Origin of the sequence: Kribbella soli (assembly GCF_004331345.1) — a bacterium.
Taxonomy (GTDB): Bacteria; Actinomycetota; Actinomycetes; order Propionibacteriales; family Kribbellaceae; genus Kribbella; species Kribbella soli.
The window spans coordinates 1,042,633-1,060,995 of record NZ_SJJZ01000002.1 but is presented as its reverse complement, the minus strand read 5'-3'; the positions used below and the strand labels follow the sequence as shown (position 1 = coordinate 1,060,995).

Annotated in this window: 12 protein-coding genes; 10 read left to right on the top strand and 2 right to left on the bottom strand. The window is 68.9% G+C overall.

The window, feature by feature from the left end; genetic code table 11:
• Positions 1-45: 45 nt before the first annotated feature.
• From E0H45_RS19170 to E0H45_RS19135, 8 genes are read left to right on the top strand one after another with little or no spacing between them, the layout of a single operon-like run.
• Complete coding sequence (locus tag E0H45_RS19170) at positions 46-1,023, top strand: ABC transporter permease (protein ID WP_131339090.1); 978 nt, start codon at positions 46-48, stop codon at positions 1,021-1,023.
• The gene (locus tag E0H45_RS43270; protein ID WP_131339088.1) at positions 1,024-2,988 is read left to right on the top strand and encodes a dipeptide/oligopeptide/nickel ABC transporter permease/ATP-binding protein; all 1,965 of its coding nucleotides are present in this window, start codon (positions 1,024-1,026) and stop codon (positions 2,986-2,988) included. It abuts the gene before it with no gap.
• On the top strand, positions 2,972-4,012 hold the full coding sequence (locus E0H45_RS19160; RefSeq protein ID WP_131339086.1) for an ABC transporter ATP-binding protein: 1,041 nt from the start codon (positions 2,972-2,974) through the stop codon (positions 4,010-4,012). The genes E0H45_RS43270 and E0H45_RS19160 overlap by 17 nt, the downstream gene beginning before the upstream one ends.
• Positions 4,009-5,676, top strand: coding sequence for an ABC transporter substrate-binding protein (locus tag E0H45_RS19155; RefSeq protein WP_131339084.1), 1,668 nt, complete (start codon positions 4,009-4,011; stop codon positions 5,674-5,676). Before E0H45_RS19160 ends, E0H45_RS19155 begins: the two co-directional genes overlap by 4 nt.
• Positions 5,673-6,383 (top strand): ThuA domain-containing protein, encoded by a 711-nt coding sequence (locus E0H45_RS19150; RefSeq protein ID WP_131339082.1) that lies wholly within the window; start codon positions 5,673-5,675, stop codon positions 6,381-6,383. The genes E0H45_RS19155 and E0H45_RS19150 overlap by 4 nt, the downstream gene beginning before the upstream one ends.
• A complete protein-coding gene (locus E0H45_RS19145; protein ID WP_131339080.1) occupies positions 6,380-7,417 on the top strand; it encodes a Gfo/Idh/MocA family protein in 1,038 nt (345 codons plus the stop codon). The genes E0H45_RS19150 and E0H45_RS19145 overlap by 4 nt, the downstream gene beginning before the upstream one ends.
• On the top strand, positions 7,414-8,535 hold the full coding sequence (locus E0H45_RS19140; protein ID WP_131339078.1) for a Gfo/Idh/MocA family protein: 1,122 nt from the start codon (positions 7,414-7,416) through the stop codon (positions 8,533-8,535). The genes E0H45_RS19145 and E0H45_RS19140 overlap by 4 nt, the downstream gene beginning before the upstream one ends.
• Positions 8,532-9,263: a sugar phosphate isomerase/epimerase family protein gene (locus E0H45_RS19135; RefSeq protein ID WP_131339076.1), complete on the top strand. Its 732-nt coding sequence runs from the start codon at positions 8,532-8,534 to the stop codon at positions 9,261-9,263. Before E0H45_RS19140 ends, E0H45_RS19135 begins: the two co-directional genes overlap by 4 nt.
• On the opposite strand, the gene E0H45_RS19130 is transcribed toward E0H45_RS19135, so the two are convergent.
• Positions 9,250-10,413 carry a pyridoxal phosphate-dependent aminotransferase gene (locus E0H45_RS19130; protein WP_131339074.1) on the bottom strand — a complete coding sequence of 388 codons (1,164 nt, stop codon included), beginning with the start codon at positions 10,411-10,413 and terminating at the stop codon, positions 9,250-9,252. The genes E0H45_RS19135 and E0H45_RS19130 overlap by 14 nt on opposite strands.
• Positions 10,414-10,463: 50 nt before the next feature.
• Here E0H45_RS19130 and E0H45_RS19125 point away from each other — a divergent pair, with 50 nt between their 5' ends.
• Positions 10,464-11,348 carry an NAD-dependent epimerase/dehydratase family protein gene (locus E0H45_RS19125; RefSeq protein ID WP_131339073.1) on the top strand — a complete coding sequence of 295 codons (885 nt, stop codon included), beginning with the start codon at positions 10,464-10,466 and terminating at the stop codon, positions 11,346-11,348.
• On the opposite strand, the gene E0H45_RS19120 is transcribed toward E0H45_RS19125, so the two are convergent.
• Positions 11,291-12,679: an FAD-binding oxidoreductase gene (locus E0H45_RS19120; RefSeq protein ID WP_131339072.1), complete on the bottom strand. Its 1,389-nt coding sequence runs from the start codon at positions 12,677-12,679 to the stop codon at positions 11,291-11,293. The two genes, E0H45_RS19125 and E0H45_RS19120, sit on opposite strands and share 58 nt — an antisense overlap.
• 164 nt (positions 12,680-12,843) lie before the next feature.
• Between E0H45_RS19120 and E0H45_RS19115 the strand changes: the two genes are divergently transcribed.
• Positions 12,844-18,360 (top strand): ATP-binding protein, encoded by a 5,517-nt coding sequence (locus tag E0H45_RS19115; protein WP_131339071.1) that lies wholly within the window; start codon positions 12,844-12,846, stop codon positions 18,358-18,360.
• Positions 18,361-18,363: the final 3 nt, after the last annotated feature.

Below are 18,363 nucleotides of genomic sequence, written 5' to 3'. Positions count from 1 at the left end.
TGATGTCACTTCGACGTACCTCGTCGCGATGCCAGGGAGGACCGAATGCGTTATCTGGCTCGGCGCTTCGCCTTTTACCTCATCACGGCGTGGGCAGCGCTCACGCTGAACTTCCTGATTCCCCGGTTGATGCCGGGTGATCCGGCGCAGGCGCTGCTGTCCCGCTTCCGCGGCCGGCTGGACCCGCGGGCCACCGAGGCACTGACCGCGATGTTCGGCCTGAACAACGAGTCGATGTGGTCGCAGTACCGGACTTATCTGGCAGACCTCGGCAAGGGCGACTTCGGGCTGTCGTTCACCTTCTTCCCGACTCCGGTCGGCACGGTGATCATGGACAGCCTGTGGTGGACGATCGTCCTGGTCGGCATCGCGACGGTGGTCAGCTTCGTCGTCGGGACACTGCTGGGAATCGTCGCCGGCTGGAAGCGCGGTTCGCGATGGGATCAGCTGCTGCCGATCACCACGTTCTTCTCGTCGATCCCGTACTTCTGGTTCGGGCTGATCGTGCTGTTCGTCCTCAGCGGCGAACTGCGGCTGTTCCCGCTCTCCGGCGGGTACTCGTCCTGGCTGTCGGTCGACTTCTCCTGGGCGTTCCTGTCCAGCGCGTTCAAGCACGCGATCCTGCCCGGGCTGACGATCGTGATCGCCTCGATCGCCGGCTGGCTGATCCCGATGCGGAACATGATGGTGACGACGATGTCGGACGACTACGTCGTACTGGCCGAGGCGAAGGGGCTGGCACCGCGGCGGGTGATGCTCAACTACGCGGCCCGCAACGCGATCCTGCCGTCGGTCGCGACGTTCACGATGTCGCTCGGCTTCGTCGTCGGCGGCGCCGTGCTGACCGAGATCGTCTTCGGCTATCCGGGGATCGGCAACAACCTGTACCAGGCAGTGATCAACGAGGACTTCCCGCTGATGCAGGGGATCTTCCTGATCATCACGTTCGTCGTCCTGCTGGCGAACTTCCTGGCCGATCTGGTCTATGTCTGGCTGGATCCGCGGACCCGGGTGGAGGCGTAGATGTCTGCTGAGGCCATAGCGGACGCGGTGCCGACCGCGCAGCCGGGTCCGAAGGCATCCACGCGCTCCCGGTTCGCCGGACTGCGGTCGGCGAAGACGATGACCGGTCTGGTGATGTTCGGCGTCTTCGTCCTCGCGGGCGCCTTCGGCCCGCTGGTGTGGCGGAAGGATCCGTCGGCCCTCTCGAACGACATCCTCCAGCCGCCATCGGGCGCGCACTGGTTCGGCACCACCCAGACCGGGCAGGACATCCTCGCCCAGGTGCTGGTCGGGACCCGGGTGTCCTTGCTCGTCGGCGTGACCGCGGCCGTTCTGGCGACTGTCCTCTCGTTGCTCGTCGGACTGACAGCCGGGTACGTCGGTGGTCTGACCGACGAGCTGTTCTCCGCGCTCGCCAACGTGTTCCTGGTGATCCCGGCGCTGCCGCTGGTTGTCGTGCTGGCCGGCTATCTGCCGACGCGCGGCTCGCTGACCGTGGCGGTCGTGATCAGTCTGACCGGCTGGTCGTGGGGCGCGCGGATCCTGCGAGCCCAGACGTTGTCGATCCGACGGCGTGACTTCGTCGAGGCGGCGCGGGCGACCGGTGAGCGTCCGATCCGGATCATCCTGTTCGAGATCCTGCCGAACGAGTTCGCGATCGTCGCCTCGAGCTTCCTGTTCACGATCGTCTTCGCGATCCTGACCCAGGCCGGCCTGGCGTTCCTCGGTCTGTCCGACGTCACCACCTGGTCGTGGGGCGGCATCCTCTACTGGGCACAGAACAACCAGGCGCTGCAGTCCGGCGCGTGGTGGTGGTTCGTTCCGCCGGGGCTGTGCATCGCCGTGATCGGCATGGCGCTCGCGCTGATCAACTTCGGCATCGACGAGTTCGTGAACCCTCGCCTTCGCGTCCAGAAGCTCGGCCCCAAGCGCGCCCGCCGGATGCCCATGGCGAAGTCCAGGCCCCTGCCGGCGTCACGACGTACCGACGTGGTGCTCGAGGTGACCGACCTGCACGTGAACTACGGCGAGGGGCCGGACGCGGTCAAGGCCGTGGACGGTGTGGACCTGGTACTGCGTCGCGGTGAAGTGCTCGGCATTGCCGGTGAGTCCGGCTCGGGCAAGTCGACGCTGGCCTACGCGATCACCCGGTTGCTGCGCCCACCCGGTGAGGTCGTGTCCGGCTCGATCCACTACTGGCCTCGGGGCGAGGAGCCGGTCGACGTACTGCGGATGTCGGCGGACGAACTGCGCGCGTTCCGATGGGCTGAGCTGGCGATCGTCTTCCAGAGCGCGATGAACTCGCTCAACCCGGTGCTGACGCTGCGGGTGCAGATGGCTGATGCGCTGACCGCGCATCGACCCGGGACGACCAGCCAGCAACGGGATGCACGGGTCGTCGAGGTCATGACGATGGTCGGTCTGCCGGCCGATCGCGCCGACGCGTACCCACATGAGCTGTCCGGCGGTATGCGCCAGCGCGCGCTGATCGCGATGGCACTGGTCCTGGAGCCGGATGTCCTGGTGCTCGACGAGCCGACCACCGCGCTGGACGTCGTCGTACAACGTCAGATCCTGAACCAGATCATGGCTCTGCGCGAACAGCTCGGGTTCGCGGTCGTCTTCATCACCCACGACCTGTCGCTGCTGATCGAGGTCGCGGACCGGATCGCGATCATGTACGCCGGTCGCGTCATCGAGACCGGCTCGGCATCGGAGCTGTACCGATCACCGCAGCATCCGTACAGCGACGGTCTGCTGCGCTCGTTCCCGCACCTGCACGGACCGCGCAAGGTCCTGACCGGTATCCCCGGCACGCCTCCGGATCTGCGGATCATTGCACCGGGCTGCCCCTTCCAGCCGCGCTGCGGCCAGGCGATCGCAGCCTGCACCACGACCATGCCGTTGCTGTTGGCAACAACGGAGGGCCACCAGGTCGCGTGTCTACTGACTCAACCGAGGAGTAGCGATGACGATGAGCTCTGAAACGCCGGCCTTGGAGGCCCAGGGTCTGGTCAAGCACTTCCCGGTGCACCGGATCCGGCAGCGGCTGCGTGGCCGCGGTGAGGTCGTGCACGCCGTCGACGACGTCTCGCTGACGCTGCGGTCCGGAGAGGTCACCGCGCTCGTCGGCGAGTCGGGTTCCGGCAAGTCGACAGTGGCTCGACTGCTGGCCGGCCTCTACCCGCTCACCGACGGAACGATCGCCATCGGAGGTGCGACCGTACGGGCGACACGGGGCCGGCTGTTCCGGGAGCACGTCCGTCGCGTGCAGATGGTCTTCCAGGACCCGTTCGGCTCGCTGAACCCGGTTCACACCATCGCGTACCACCTGACCCGTCCCCTGAAGGTGCACGGCCTCGCGAAGAGCCGGGCCGCGACCCGGGCAGCGACGGTGGAGCTGCTCGAGCAGGTCAACCTCACCCCGGCGGAGCAGTACCTGGCGAAGTACCCGCACGAACTGTCCGGCGGCCAGCTCCAGCGGATCGCGATCGCCCGCGCACTGGCGGCCGAACCCGAGGTGCTGCTCGCCGACGAACCCGTCTCGATGCTCGACGTGTCGATCCGGCTCGGCATCCTCAACCTGCTCGCCGGCCTGGTGAAGTCGCTCGGCCTGGCGATGCTCTACATCACCCATGACATCGCCTCGGCCCGGTACTTCGCGACGACGACGCTCGTCATGTACGCCGGCCGGGTGATCGAGGGCGGGCCGTCGGAGGAGCTCGTCCGCAACCCCGCACATCCCTACACCCAGTTGTTGCTCGCGTCCGCCCCCGACCCGGATCGCGCCGGCCGCGATCCGGAGCTGCTCGACGCGGGTGAGCCGCCGAGCCTGGTCAACCCGCCCGAGGGTTGCCGGTTCCATCCGCGATGTCCGCACGCGATGGACATCTGCCGCACCGAGGCGCCCGGCACAACCGAGCTGCGCCCCGGCCATTGGACGAGGTGCTGGCTGTACAGCGCAAGCGCCGAGACCTCCTCAGCAGCCAGCAAGGAGCACCTGACATGAAGATTCGATCTGGGAGAGCGATCGCCTGCCTGGCCGCCGCGGTCGCGCTCGTCCTCGGCGCCGCCGCGTGCACGGAAGAGGCGCCACCGGCCAAGGCGGGTGAGCTGCCGACCCTGGAGATCACCGGGACCGGCGGCGGCCCGGCCGCCAACTTCAACCCGTTCCTGCCGACCAGCGCGCTGAACGCCTACAGCGCGGTGAACATGATCTACGAGCCGTTGGTCCAGTTCAACATCCTGAAGGAGGGCAGCACCTATCCCTGGCTCGCGACCGCGTGGACCTGGTCCGACGGCGACAAGACGCTGACCTTCAAGCTCCGCGACGGGGTCAAGTGGTCCGACGGCCAGGCGTTCACCAGTGCCGATGTGGTCTTCACCTTCGAACTGATCAAGAAGTACGCCGCGTTGAACGTCAACGGGGTCGACTTCGCGACGATCACCGCGCCGGACGACAGGACGGTCGTGATGACGTTCAAGACGCCGGCGTTCACCCAGCTGTACGCGATCGCGGGGTTGACGCCGATCGTCTCCAAGCACGAGTGGTCCGCCGTACCGGATCCGGCCAAGTTCCTGGATCCGAATCCGATCGGCACCGGTCCGTTCGTCTACAAGTCGTACAACCCGCAGCTCCTGGTGCTGACCAAGAACGACAAGTTCTGGCAGCCGGGCAAGCCCGAGGTGCAGCAGCTGAACTATCACGGCCTGAGCTTCGAGACGGCCGGTATCCAGCTGCTGTCGGGTGAGCTGGACTGGGCGGACTACTTCTTCACGACCGGCAGCAACAAGGAGTTCGTCAACAAGAACAAGGACAACCACTTCTGGTACCCGCCGACCGGCGTCGTCTCGCTGGTGCCGAACAACACCGTGTGGCCGTTGAGCGAGCTGCCGGTGCGGCAAGCGATCAGTGCGGCCCTCGATCGGCAGCAGATCTGCGATCTCGGCCAGTACACGTTCAACCCACCGGTGAAGACACCCACGGGGCTGCTGCTGCCGAACTACGAGTCGGCTCTCGACCCGAAGTACAAGGATCTCCAGATCGTCGAGGACAAGGCGAAGGCCAAGCAGTTGCTCGAAGGCGCCGGCTTCACGCTGAACAAGTCCGGCGTCTACGAGAAGGGCGGCAAGCCGATCTCGCTGACGCTGACCGTTCCGTCGGGCTACAAGGACTGGATGAACAGCTCCGGGATCATCGCCCAGCAACTCAAGACGGTCGGCATCTCGGTGACCGTCAAGGGCGTCTCCGGCGACGACTGGTCGCAGCGCGTGGCACAGGGCCATTACGACCTGACGCTGGGCTCGTCCAACACCGGCGCCTCGCCGTTCGTCGCGTACCAGGGCTGGCTCGACAACAGTCAGTCCGGACCGGTCGGTTCGAACGCCACGACCAACGTCGAGCGGTTCAACGACCCGGCCACGCAGAAGTTCCTGACCGACTACGAGTCCGCGGCTACCGACGACGCCCGGCTGACCGCGTTGCACGGTCTGCAGGCCACGATGGTCGAGAAGACGCCGATCATTCCGCTCGTGTACAGCGTCGACTGGGCCATGTACCGGTCGGCGAAGGTGACCGGGTGGCCGACGCCGGAGGATCCGTACGCGCCGGCCGCGCCGTACACGCCGGGGGCGGAGATCGTCGTCCTGCGGCTGAAGCCGGCGGGGCAGTGAGTGCCTTGCGGGTGACCGTGTGGAACGAGAACGTGCACGAGGGCAAGGACGAGAGTGTCCAACGGGTGTACCCGGAAGGCATTCACGAGGTGGTTGCTGACGGCATCAGAACCGGGTTGGGACCCGATGCCGTCGTCACCACCGCCACACTGGACCAGCCCGAGCAAGGTCTGCCGGCGGACGTCGTCCGGCAGACCGACGTCCTGGTCTGGTGGTCGCATATCGCGAACGATCAGGTCTGCGACGAGGTGGTCGACCGCGTGATCACCCGAGTGGAGCAGGGCATGGGACTCGTCCTGCTCCACTCCGCCCTCTACTCGAAGGTCAGTCTCGAGCTGCTCGGCACCAGTTGCGCCCTCGATCACTGGGCGCCGAACAACGAGCAGCGGGTCTACACGGTCAAGCGCGGGCACCCGATCGCCGAAGGTGTGCCGTCGCCGATCGTCATCCCCGCGGACGAGTTGTACGCCGAGCCGTGCGACTTGCCGGAGCCGGATGAGCTCGTGTTCATCAGCTCCTACAGTGGTGGGGCCGTCTTCCGCAGCGGGTGCTGTTTCCGCCGCGGGGACGGCAGGATCTTCTACTTCAGTCCGGGAGATCAGCAGTACCCGGTGTACCGGCAGTCCGAAGTACGCAAGGTGATAGCCAACGCGGTCGCGTGGGTAGCACCGGCCGACCCGCGCGCGGGAGCAACGGAGGATCGATGACGGAACTTCGGGTCGCACTGGTGGGCTTGGACCATTGGTATGCGGCGCTTCCACTCGCGGACGGGGCACGGTCGCGAGCCGGGCTGAGCCTGGCCGGTGTGTGGGACGCCGATCCGGCTCGCGCCGCGTACGTCGGACAGCGGTACGACGTCGGCCGGGTCGAGGCGGACTGGCGCGCGCTGGTGGATGATCCGGGGATCGACGCGGTGTTGAGCTTCGTCAGCCCGGACCTCAACCCCGAGGTGTGTGTCGCCGCGGCGAAGGCGGGCAAACACATCATCGCCAACAAGCCGCTGGCGCTTCGGTCGGAGGATGCTTCGCGCGTGGTCGAGGCCGTCCGCGGTTCGGGCGTCACCTTCTTGCCGGCCGAGTCCCGGCAGCGGCTGGGGCCGAATGCGCAGTGGCTCCGGCGCTGGCTGCAGGACGGCCGGATCGGTCAGCTCACCAGTGCGGCGATGACGACCTGGGCGGGGCTGCCGGCGCAATGGCCGGACGACCGCACACCGGGATGGTTCGTCGATCCGGCGCGGACCGTCGGCGGCGGGTGGGTCGATCACTCGATCTACCAGATCGACCTGCTGCGCTGGCTCCTCGGCGAGGAGGTCGTAGCGATCAGCGGGCAGACGGCCAAGCACGCCCACCCCGAACTCGAGGTCGAGGACTACGGGGCGGCGACGGCGACGTTCGCCGGGGGAGCGGTGGCCACGCTGGAGAACACGTGGACCGCACCGGACGGCGGGTTCCAGTCGAGCTACACGGTGGTCGGCAGCGGTGGCGCCGTACGGATGGACGGCATTCAAGGGCGGCTTCTGGTCAGCGGGGAGGTCGAGCCCTTCAGTGGATGGGTGGAGGTCGCGCCGCCGGGCAGACATGACCAGGCTGCTGACCTCGATCACTGGGCCGCTGTCATCCGTGGGGAATCGGATCCGGTGGCAACCGTCGAGGATGCCTGGCACAACCTGGCCGCGTGTATCGCCTTCTACGAATCGGTCAACGCCGGCCGGACCATCAGCCCACGGGAGGATCCGGCATGAGCCCGTTGCGGATCGGCGTACTCGGTGCGGGGATGATCGCGACCGGGGGCGGGGGCGTGCTGCCCAACCTGGACCCGATCCGCCACAAGGCCGAGGTCGTCGCGATCGCGGACGTCGTACCTGATCTGGCCAGGACTGTTGCGGAGACCTTCGGCATCCCGCACGCTTTCACGAATCTGGGCGCGATGCTGGACGGTGTCGAGCTGGACGCTGTGGTCAACCTGACGCCGATTCCGGTGCACGGCGCGACCTGTGCCGAGATCCTTGCTGCGGGCAAGCATCTCGCGACCGAGAAGCCGCTCGCGACGAGCATGGAGGACGCCGACCGGATCTGTGAGCTCGCTGCCGAACACGAGCTCACCGTTGTCTGCGCGCCGTTCAACATGTTGTACCCGGATCGCGCCGAGGCTCGCCGGCTGGTCCGGGAAGGTGCTATCGGCAAGGTTGCGTTCGCGCGGGTGCGGTCGTCGCACGGTGGACCTGCTTCCGGAGCGTGGCCCGCGGACCCGACCTGGTTCTACCAGAAAGGTTCCGGGCCGCTGTTCGACATGGGCGTCTACGGGATCCACGAGATCACCGGGATCCTCGGTCCGGCCAAGCGGGTAGTCGCTTTCGCGGGGATCACCGAGCCGACCCGGACGGTTCGCGGCGGGCCGTTCCAGGGGAAGACGATCGACGTCACCGCGGACGACAACGTGCTGATGCTGCTCGACTTCGGCGAGTCGACGTTCGCGGTCGTCGACGGCACGTTCAACGTGAACGCCGCCCGGGGCCCGAAGCTGGAGATCTACGGCCGGGAAGGGACCATCAACCTCAGCGGACGGCCCTTCGGCGGCGACGGACCGCCGCTCGAGATCTTCCGGCTGGACGCGGTCGGCGGCTTGCGGGGATGGATCGCTCCGGACATGCCTGACGGCGATGCGCCGATGCGACGGCTGGTGGGCCTGCACCGCGCAGTCCTGGTCGATCACCTCGCGGACTGCGTCGCCACCGGGACGCGGCCGCTGCTGAACCTGGAGCACGCCCGGCACGTCCTGGAGATCATGCTCAAGGCCGATGAGGCCGCGCGCACCGGTCAAGCACAGGAGCTGACCACGACCTTCTCCCTGCCCACATGAGGCGGCCGATCGCAGTACAGCTCTGGTCGGTCTTCACACTGGACGATTTTCCAGGGGTACTTCGGCAGCTCAGCGAGATGGGGTACGCCGGGGTCGAGGCGTTCGGACTGCACGACCTGTCGCCAACCGCTGTTCGGCAGCTGCTCGATGACCTCGGACTCGAGTTGTGCAGCTCGCACGCACCGTTCCCGGCCGGACCGGATGCGCGGCGCGTCCTGGACGAGCAGAGCGAGCTCGGCGCACCGGTACTCGCATGGAGCCTCGAAGCGGAGGAGTTCGCGACCGAGGACAGCATCGCGCGCGGAGTCGAGCGGGTGAACGAGGGCGCCGTGAACGCGAAGGCCTACGGGATGCAGATCGCGTATCACAACCACTGGTCGGAGTTCTCTCGGTTGGCCGACGGGCGGCGTGCGTACGACGTACTGCTGGATCGGCTCAGCCCGGACGTGCTGCTCGAAGTCGATGTGTACTGGGCGGCGGTGGCGGGTGTTGATCCGGCCGCTGTGGTGCGCGAGCTCGGTGACCGGGTCCGGTTTCTGCACGTCAAGGACGGGCCGGCGAAGGAGCCAGAGGACGCGATGGTCGCGGTCGGTCAGGGCAGCCTGGACGTCCCGGCGATCCTCGACGCGAACTCGTCGGTCGCCTGGCACATCGTCGAGCTGGACCGCTGCGACACCGATGTCATGACAGCGCTACGAGAGAGCCGTGACTACCTCAGTGCGCTGTGACGAGCTCGGTGAAGGCGTCGAGCGCCTTGCGGATGTTCTCGACCGAGTTCGCGTACGAGAAGCGCAGGTGGTTCTCGCCGTAGATGCCGAACGACGTACCGGGCAGGCAGGCGACGCCGGCCTCGTCCAGCAGCCGGTCCGACAGCGTCGCCGCCGACACACCGAGCTCGCTGATGTTCGGGAAGGCGTAGAACGCTCCACCCGGCTCCACACACGACACACCCGGTACGGCGTTCAACCCGGAGACGATCACCTCGCGCCGTTCGCGGAACGCCTCGAGCATCCGATCGACGTCGTCCCACGGTCCTTCGAGGGCGGCGATCGCGGCGTGCTGGCTGAACGCCGACGTACACGACACCGAGTTGATCATCAGCCGCGTCACCGGCTCCACCAGCGGCTCCGGGAACACGCCGAAGCCCAGCCGCCAGCCCGTCATCGCGAACGTCTTCGACCAGCCGTCGAGCAGCACGGTCCGCGACGCCATGCCGTCGACGTCGAGCACGCTGTGGTGCTCCCCGTCGTACCGCAGCGCCCAGTAGACCTCGTCGCTGAGGACAACGAGGTCGTGCTCGATCGCGATCTCGGCGATCGCCTGCAGCTGTTCGGGCGTCGACGCGCTGCCGCACGGGTTGTGCGGGGAGTTGAGGATCAGGAGCTTGGTCCGGTCGGTCACCAGCGACCGCAGTTCCTCGGGGTCGATGACGAAGCCGTTCTCCTCGCGCAGCGGCACCGGCACCGGCTTCGCGCCGGCGAAGGACGCGATCGACGCGTACATCGGGAACCCGGGGTCCGGGTAGAGGACCTCGTCGCCCTCCTCGCAGAGCGCCAGGATCGTGAAGAACATGATCGGCTTCGCGCCGGGCGTGATCAGCACCCGGTCGGGGGTCGTGCGCAGCCGGCCGGTGCGGCCCAGGAAGTCCGCGACCGCGGTCCGCAGCTCGGGAATGCCGGGCGCCGGCACGTAGTGCGTGAACCCCTTGTCCAGGGCCTGCTGCGCGGCGGCGATCACGTGCGGCGGCGTGTCGAAGTCCGGTTCGCCGATCTCGAGATGCACGATCTCGCGGCCCTGGGCCTCCAGGGCCTTGGCTTTCGCGAGAACCTCGAACGCAGACTCGGTCCCCAGCCGATCCATCCGGCCAGCAAGTTTCACGATGTGTCCTTCCGAAGTGGCATGTCACACCCTAGTGCGATGATCCGAGGGTGAACGAAGCGAGGCGGGTTGCGGTCACCGGGAGCAGCGGGAAGCTCGGCAAGGCCGTTGTCGATCATCTGACGGACCAGGGCTGGCACGTCGTCGCCCTCGACCAGGCTGCACCAGCACGCGCCGACGTGACGTCGACGCGGCTGGACCTGACCGATTTCGGCCAGACCTACGAGGCGATCGCCGGGATCGACGACCGGCACGACGGCGTCGACGCGGTCGTGCATCTCGCCGCGATCCCGGCGCCGGGGCTGCGGCCGAACGCGGCGACGTTCCAGAACAACATGACCGTGACGTACAACGTGTTCTCCGCGGCGCTGCGGGCCGGCGTCCGGAACATCGTGTGGGCGTCGAGCGAGACCGTGCTGGGGCTGCCGTTCGACGAGTTCCCGCCGTACGTGCCGGTCGACGAGGACTACCCACCGCGACCGAACAGCACGTATTCGCTGGTCAAGACGCTCGAGGAGGAGCTGGCCCGGCAGCTGTGCCGGTGGCATCCGGACCTGAAGCTGATCGGGCTCCGCTTCTCCAACGTGATGTACCCGGAGGACTACGCGCGGTTCCCGGCGTTCGACGCGGATGCCCACGCCCGGAAGTGGAACCTCTGGGGCTACATCGACGCCCGCGACGGCGCACAGGCCGTCCGTAAGGCGCTCGAGTACGACGTGACCGGGACGGACGTCTTCATCGTCGCGAACGCCGACACGGTGATGTCCCGGCCGAACGAGGAGCTCCTCGCCGAGGTGTTCCCCGGCGTACCCGTGAAGCGCCCGTTCGGCCCGAACGACACACTGCTGTCGATCGAGAAGGCCCGCCGCCTGCTCGGTTACGAACCGGAGTTCTCCTGGCGCGGCCCGAACGGGAAGAGCGTGTCCGGGTCGTAGGTCGACCGTACGTCGGCCAGCCGCGCGAACGTGTCCGCCGGCCACGACCGCTCGTACGACCCCGGCAGCGCGAAACCGCCGGAGAAGTTCACCGTGGTCTCCTCGCCCACCCACGGCTCGAGCCGCCCGAGGATCCCGTCAACCGTTGCCGGAAGGACCTTTTCGAACAGGCTCGGATCCGGTACGCCGATCAGCGTCAGCGTGCACGCCCCGCTGCGGCCGCCGACCGCGCTGCCCTCGGGGACGTCGCGCTCGGTCGCGCCACCGAGGTGCCGGAGCTCGACCGCGATCAACGGGATCTGCTGCTCCGGGCCGGCCACGTCCAGGAACGCTCCGATGAACTCGGCGTCCAGTTCGTCCAGCATCAGCCCGCGGTCCCACGACGGCGTCGGGTCCTTCGGGTCGTTGTGGATCAGCGCGATGTCGCCGGCCGGCATCTCGCCGACGGCGTCGATCAGCGTTGGAGCGGCGGCTCGGATCGGCCGGAAGAGCTTCTTGCCGTCGGCCGCGTCACCGACGTACGCGAAGCGGACGCTCAGCACCGTCTTGCCGCGCAGCGGTTCGGGGATGAACTCGAGCGGCGGCAGCCGCAGGATCACGACCGACGAGTTCGCGCTCTCCGGTAGTGAGTTCGTCCACTCGGACCAGGTGGTCAGCGCGGACGCGATGTGCTCCGCGTCGAAGAACACCGAACCGCCGTACAGGGTGCGCAGCTCGACCAGCGCGAAGTCCATCGCGGTGACGATGCCGAACCCGCCCTTGCCGCCGCGCAGCGCCCAGAACAGGTCCGGGTGCTCGGTCTCGTTCGCGGTCACGACCTCGCCGGCCGCTGTCACGACCCGGAACTGGCGGGCCCAGTCGGACGAGAAGCCGTACGTCCGGGCGAGCGGGCCGAGGCCGCCGCCGAGTGTGTACCCGATGCAGCCGACCGCGTCGGACCCGCCGGTGATCGGCGCCAGCCCGTACGGCGCGGCCGCCGCGATCACCTCGGCCCACTGGGTACCCGCGGCGATGTGCGCGACCTGTGCCTCGGCGTCCACGCTCACGCCGGTCATCCGCCGGGTGGTCACCACGATCCCGCCCTGCATCGGGTTCGGGATGCCGTGGCCGGTCGCCAGCACGCGGACCGGCGTACCGGTCTCGGCCGCGGCGCGGACCACCGCGACGGCGTCGTCCTCGGACGTCAGCCCGACCACGACGTCCGGTGTGTGCGTCACCGCCAGGTTGAACCCGGACAGCTCCTCGTCGTACCCCTCGTCACCCGGTGTCAGCACCGGTCCTGCGACCTCGCCCCGCAGCCGGCCGATCAACGCGTCAGTCACGTTCGTCATCCCCTCCCAGAAACCCTGCCCTGGAGGTTTCCACACGCCAGGGTCAGGGTGGAAACACGCCTGATTGGGGGGCCGACTCGACGGTAACGGCCCTGGGCTGAAAACCTGTGCCAGCAGCTGGCGATCCCAGCTGCACAAGGCAGGGTGAGACACGGAGGCGGTCGATGTTCAAGCGTATCGCAATAGTGAACCGGGGTGAAGCCGCGATGCGGCTCATCAACGCGGTCCGCGAAGTCAACGCCGAAGGCGGTGACCCGATCGAGACCGTGGCCTTGTTCACCGACGGCGAGCGCACCGCGACCTTCGTGCGCGCGGCGGACATCACGTACCCGCTCGGCCCGGCGTCGGCCCGGCCGTACCTGGACCTGGAGGTCCTGGAGCGCGCGCTCCGCGAGACCGGGGCGGACGCCGCCTGGGTCGGCTGGGGGTTCGTCGCCGAGGACCCGGCGTTCGCGGAGCTGTGCGACCGGATCGGCGTGACCTTCATCGGCCCGTCGGCCGAGGCGATGCGCAAGCTCGGCGACAAGATCGGCTCGAAGCTGATCGCCGAGGAGGTCGGCGTACCGGTCGCGCCATGGAGCCGCGGAGCGGTCGAGTCGCTGGACGCGGCGCTCGCGGCGGCCGACCGGATCGGGTACCCGTTGATGCTCAAGGCAACGGCCGGCGGCGGTGGCCGCGGTATCCGGGTGGTCCGCTCCGCCGACGAGCTGTCGGACGCGTACGCGCGGACCAGTGACGAGGCGGCCCGTGCGTTCGGCAGCGGCGTGGTGTTCCTGGAGCGCCTCGTCACCGGCGCGCGGCACGTCGAGGTCCAGGTGATCGCGGACGGTGAAGGTACGGCATGGGCGCTCGGCGTCCGGGACTGCTCGGTGCAGCGCCGCAACCAGAAGGTGATCGAGGAGTCCGCGTCCCCGTTGCTGTCCGCGTCCCAGGTCGACGACCTGAAGGCGTCGGCCGAGCGGCTGGCGATCGCGGTCGGGTACCGGGGCGCCGCGACGGTCGAGTTCCTGTACCACCCGGGGGAGAAGTCGTTCGCGTTCCTCGAGGTGAACACCCGGCTGCAGGTCGAGCACCCGATCACCGAGCTGACCACCGGGTTCGACCTGGTGAAGGCCCAGCTGCACGTCGCGTCCGGCGGCCGCCTGGAGGGCGCCCGGCCGCTCGAGAACGGCCACGCGGTCGAGGCCCGGCTGAACGCCGAGGACCCCGACCGCGACTTCGCGCCGTCGCCCGGGCGGATCGTCGTCCTCGACCTGCCCGCAGGACCCGGCATCCGGGTCGACACCGGCGTGAGCGCGGGGGACAGCATCCCGGCGGACTTCGACTCGATGATCGCGAAGATCATCGGGTACGGACGGACCCGCGAGGAGGCCCTGGCGCGGCTGCGGCGCGCGATGCAGGCCACGACCGTCCTGATCGAGGGCGGCGCGACCAACAAGAGCTTCATCCTCGAGCTGCTCGACCAGCCCGAGGTGATCGACGGCAGCGCCGACACCGGCTGGATCGACCGCGTCCGCGGTGAGGGCCGTCTGATCTCGCACCGGCACTCAGGCATCGCCCTGGTCGCGGCCGCGATCGAGGGGTACGAGGACGCCGAGCAGGTCGAGCGCACCCGGTTGTACGAGACCGCGCACGGCGGCCGCCCGCAGGTCCAGCACGAGGTCGGTCGCGCGATCGACCTGAAGCTGCGCGGCGCGAGCTACCGGGTGACGGTGGCGCGGATCGGTCCGGAGCGGTTCCGGGTCGGCGTCGGCAACGGCAACGACCACCTCAAGGTGGTGGACGCCGAACTGGAGCGGCTGGACGAGTACACGAGCCGGCTGGTCGTCGGCGGGCAGCGGTTCCGTCTGGTGACCGCGACCCACGGCCCGGTGCATCTGGTCGAGGTCGACGGCGTCACCCACCGCGTGAGTCGCGACGAGGGCGGCGTACTGCGTTCGCCCGCACCGGCGCTCGTGGTGGCGACGCCGGTGCAGACCGGTGCCGAGATCGAGGCTGGCGCTCCGGTGCTGGTGCTTGAGAGCATGAAGATGGAGACGGTGCTGTACGCGCCGTTCAAGGCGACCGTGAAGGAGCTGCTGGTCTCGACCGGCAGCCAGGTGGAGACGGGTGCACCGCTGCTCCGGCTGGAGCCGGTGGCGGACGACGCCGCTGCCGAGGAGGCCGCTCCGGTGCAGAACGGCGTACAGCTGGATCTGCCGAACGGGACCGGGGAGAAGTCCGCGGCCGAGCGGGTGGAGCGCGGGCTGGACGACCTGCGGAGCATGCTGCTCGGGTTCGACATCGACCCGCGGGACGAGGGCGGCATGCTGGCCGACTACCTCGCTGCGCGGTCCGAGCTCGCTCATCAGCGCTCCGGACCGCCGGTCGGTCCGGAGATCGAGCTGCTGACGGTGTTCGCGGACTTCGCCGAGCTGAGCCGCAACCGGCCCGCCGGGACGGACACCACCATCGAGAACCGGGTGCACAGCCCGCGCGAGTACTTCTACACGTACCTGCAGAGCCTGGATCCGGACCGCGGCGCGCTGCCGGGCGAGTTCCAGGCCCGGTTGACCCGGGTGCTGAGCCACTACGGCGTGACCGGGCTGGAGCGGAGTCCCGAGCTGGAGGAGGCGGTCTTCCGGATCTTCCTGGCGCAGCAGCGCTCGAGTCCCGACGTAGTGCTGGTGACGTCCGTGCTGCAGCGGTGGATCGCCGAGTCGCTGCCGGAAGCGCCGCTGGACGAGTGCGTGCACGAACTGCTGGACCGGCTGGTGCTGGCCACGCAGCTGCGGTTCCCGGTGGTCGGTGACCTGGCCCGGAGCGTGCGGTTCCGGTGGTTCGACCAGCCGCAGGTCGACGCCGAGCGGGCGTCGATCATCGCGGGCGTGGGTGACGAGGTCGCCGACCTGGCGACGCATCCGGACTCGCCGGAGCGGCAGCGGCGTATCGACGCACTGGCCGCGATCCCGGAGCCGATCGTCCGGTTCCTCGCCCAGCGGCTGGAGGGCGGCTGGGGCGAGCGCGAGCCGATGCTCGAGGTGCTCGTCCGGCGGCACTACCGCGAGTACGAGCTGCACGACCTGCGCGAGTTCGCCGTCGACGGGCGGCCGTTCGCGACCGCCGACTACTCGATCGACGACCGCCCGAGCCACCTCGTCACGACGGTCGGCACGGTCGCCGAGCTGGCTGACCGGGACAGCGGCCTGTCGCGCGCGCTGACCGATCGGATCGACGCCCGGACGGCGGGACACGAGGCCGTCCTCGAGCTCTACCTGTACGGCCCGGACCTGCCCGAGTCGCAGCAGGACGCCTCGGACCTGTACCGCCGGATGGTCGCCGACCTGCCGGTCGCCCAGCGGCTACGCCGGATCTCGGTCGCGGTCGCCCCGGGACAGGGCCGACCGGTCTCGTACTTCACGTACCGCCCGGCCGGCGGATCGATGACCGAGGACGACAATGTCCGCGGCGTGCACCCGATGGTCGGCCGCCGCCTGAACCTGTGGCGGCTGCGCGACTTCCGCATCACCCGCCTCGACGCGCCGGAGGACGTGCTCCTCTACTACTGCGTCGCCCGCAACAACGAGGCCGACCGGCGGCTCGTGGCGCTGGCACAGGTCCGCCAGTTCGTCGTGGTCCGTGACGAGGACGGGCAGGTCACGTCGCTGCCCCATGCGGAGCGCGCGATCTCGAACTGCCTGGAGGCGATCCGCCGGGCCCGGACCGCCCGCGGCGCGGCCGGCGCCAAGCTGGACATGAACCACGTCTGGGTGCAGATCTGGCCGGCGGTCGACGTCCAGGTCGACGAGGTGACCGCGCTGCAGCGCAACATCGCCCCGATGACCGCGGGCGCCGGGATCGAGGAGGTCCTGGTGCAGGGCGACGTGGTCGCGCCGGACGGCTCGATCAACCCGGTCGCGGCCCGGTTCTACTACCAGCACGGCGCCGGCGTCGTCATGTCGATCGAGCAGCCGCCGACCGGGCGGTTGCTCCCGCTCGACGACTACGCGCAGAAGGTGCAGCGGTCCCGGCGGCGGAACACGATCTACCCGTACGAGGTCAGTGGCATGGTCGCCGGCCAGGGCGGCTCGTTCGTCGAGCACGACCTCGACGACGCCGGCCACCTGGTCCCGGTGGACCGGGCGAAGGGCCTGAACAAGGCCGGCATCATCGTCGGCATCGTCACCACGCCGACCACGCGGTACCCCGACGGCGTCACCCGGGTCGCGATGAGCGGCGACCCGACCATGGCGCTCGGTGCGGTGGCCGAGGCGGAGTGCTCGCGGATCATCGCGGCCCTCGACCTCGCCGAGCAGCTGCGCGTGCCGGTCGAGTGGTACTCGCTGTCCGCCGGCGCCCGGATCTCGATGGACTCCGGCACCGAGAACATGGACTGGGTCGCGAAGGCGCTGAAGCGGATCGTCGAGTTCACCCAGGCCGGCGGCGAGATCAACGTCGTGGTCGCGGGCATCAACGTCGGCGCGCAGCCGTACTGGAACGCCGAGGCGACGATGCTGATGCACACCAAGGGCATCCTGGTGATGACGCCGGACAGCGCGATGGTGCTGACCGGCAAGCAGACGCTGGACTTCTCCGGCAGCGTCTCGGCCGAGGACAACTTCGGCATCGGCGGCTACGACCGGGTGATGGGCCCGAACGGGCAGGCGCAGTACTGGGCTCCGGACCTGAAGGGCGCCCGGGACGTGCTGATGACGTACTACGACCACACCTACGTGGCACCGGGGGAGCAGGGGCCACGGCGGGCGCAGACGTCCGACCCGGTGGATCGCGATGTCACGCCGTACCCGCACGACGTCGCGGGGAGCGACTTCAAGACGATCGGCGAGATCTTCTCGGCGGCGACGAACCCGGACCGGAAGAAGGCGTTCGACATCCGCACGTTGATGCGGGCCGTCACCGACCAGGACCACCCGGTGCTGGAGCGCTGGGCAGGGATGGCCGACGCCGACACCGCGGTCGTGCAGGACGCGCGGCTCGGCGGGTTCCCGGTCTGCCTGGTCGGGATCGAGTCGCGGTCGGTGCCGCGGCGCGGCTTCCCACCCACCGACGGGCCGGACACCTACACCGCCGGGACGCTGTTCCCGCGGTCGTCGAAGAAGGTCGCGCGGGCGATCAACTCGGCCAGCGGGAACCGGCCGCTGGTGGTGCTGGCGAACCTGTCCGGGTTCGACGGGTCGCCGGACTCGATGCGGAACCTGCAGCTCGAGTACGGCGCCGAGATCGGGCGGGCGATCGTGAACTTCCGCGGGCCGATCGTGTTCTGCGTCGTCTCGCGGTACCACGGCGGCGCGTTCGTGGTGTTCTCGAAGTCGCTGAACCCGTCGATGACGGTGCTCGCGGTGGAGGGATCGTTCGCCTCGGTGCTCGGCGGCGCGCCGGCCGCTGCGGTGGTTTTCGCGGCCGAGGTGGACGCGCGGACCGCCGCGGATCCGCGGGTCGCGTCGCTGGCCGAGCGGGTCGGCGAGGCCGCCGGCGCGGAACGGGCGGCGCTGGCCACGGAGCTCGCGGACGTGCGAACCGTCGTACGGGCAGAGAAACTGGGCGAGGTCGCGACCGAGTTCGACCGGGTGCACAGCATCGAGCGGGCCCGCGAGGTCGGGTCCGTCGACGCGGTGATCAGCGCCCGTGAACTGCGGCCGAAGTTGATCGAGGCAATCAATTCCGGGGTACCGGGAGTTTGATCT

What these genes read in the sequence shown, in the direction of transcription:
- E0H45_RS19170 (WP_131339090.1), top strand. Translation starts at nt 46, where the DNA reads ATGCGTTATCTGGCTCGGCGCTTCGCCTTTTACCTCATCACGGCGTGG.
- E0H45_RS43270 (WP_131339088.1), top strand. Translation starts at nt 1,024, where the DNA reads ATGTCTGCTGAGGCCATAGCGGACGCGGTGCCGACCGCGCAGCCGGGT.
- E0H45_RS19160 (WP_131339086.1), top strand. Translation starts at nt 2,972, where the DNA reads ATGACGATGAGCTCTGAAACGCCGGCCTTGGAGGCCCAGGGTCTGGTC.
- E0H45_RS19155 (WP_131339084.1), top strand. Translation starts at nt 4,009, where the DNA reads ATGAAGATTCGATCTGGGAGAGCGATCGCCTGCCTGGCCGCCGCGGTC.
- E0H45_RS19145 (WP_131339080.1), top strand. Translation starts at nt 6,380, where the DNA reads ATGACGGAACTTCGGGTCGCACTGGTGGGCTTGGACCATTGGTATGCG.
- E0H45_RS19140 (WP_131339078.1), top strand. Translation starts at nt 7,414, where the DNA reads ATGAGCCCGTTGCGGATCGGCGTACTCGGTGCGGGGATGATCGCGACC.
- E0H45_RS19135 (WP_131339076.1), top strand. Translation starts at nt 8,532, where the DNA reads ATGAGGCGGCCGATCGCAGTACAGCTCTGGTCGGTCTTCACACTGGAC.
- E0H45_RS19120 (WP_131339072.1), bottom strand. Translation starts at nt 12,679, where the DNA reads ATGACGAACGTGACTGACGCGTTGATCGGCCGGCTGCGGGGCGAGGTC.
- E0H45_RS19115 (WP_131339071.1), top strand. Translation starts at nt 12,844, where the DNA reads ATGTTCAAGCGTATCGCAATAGTGAACCGGGGTGAAGCCGCGATGCGG.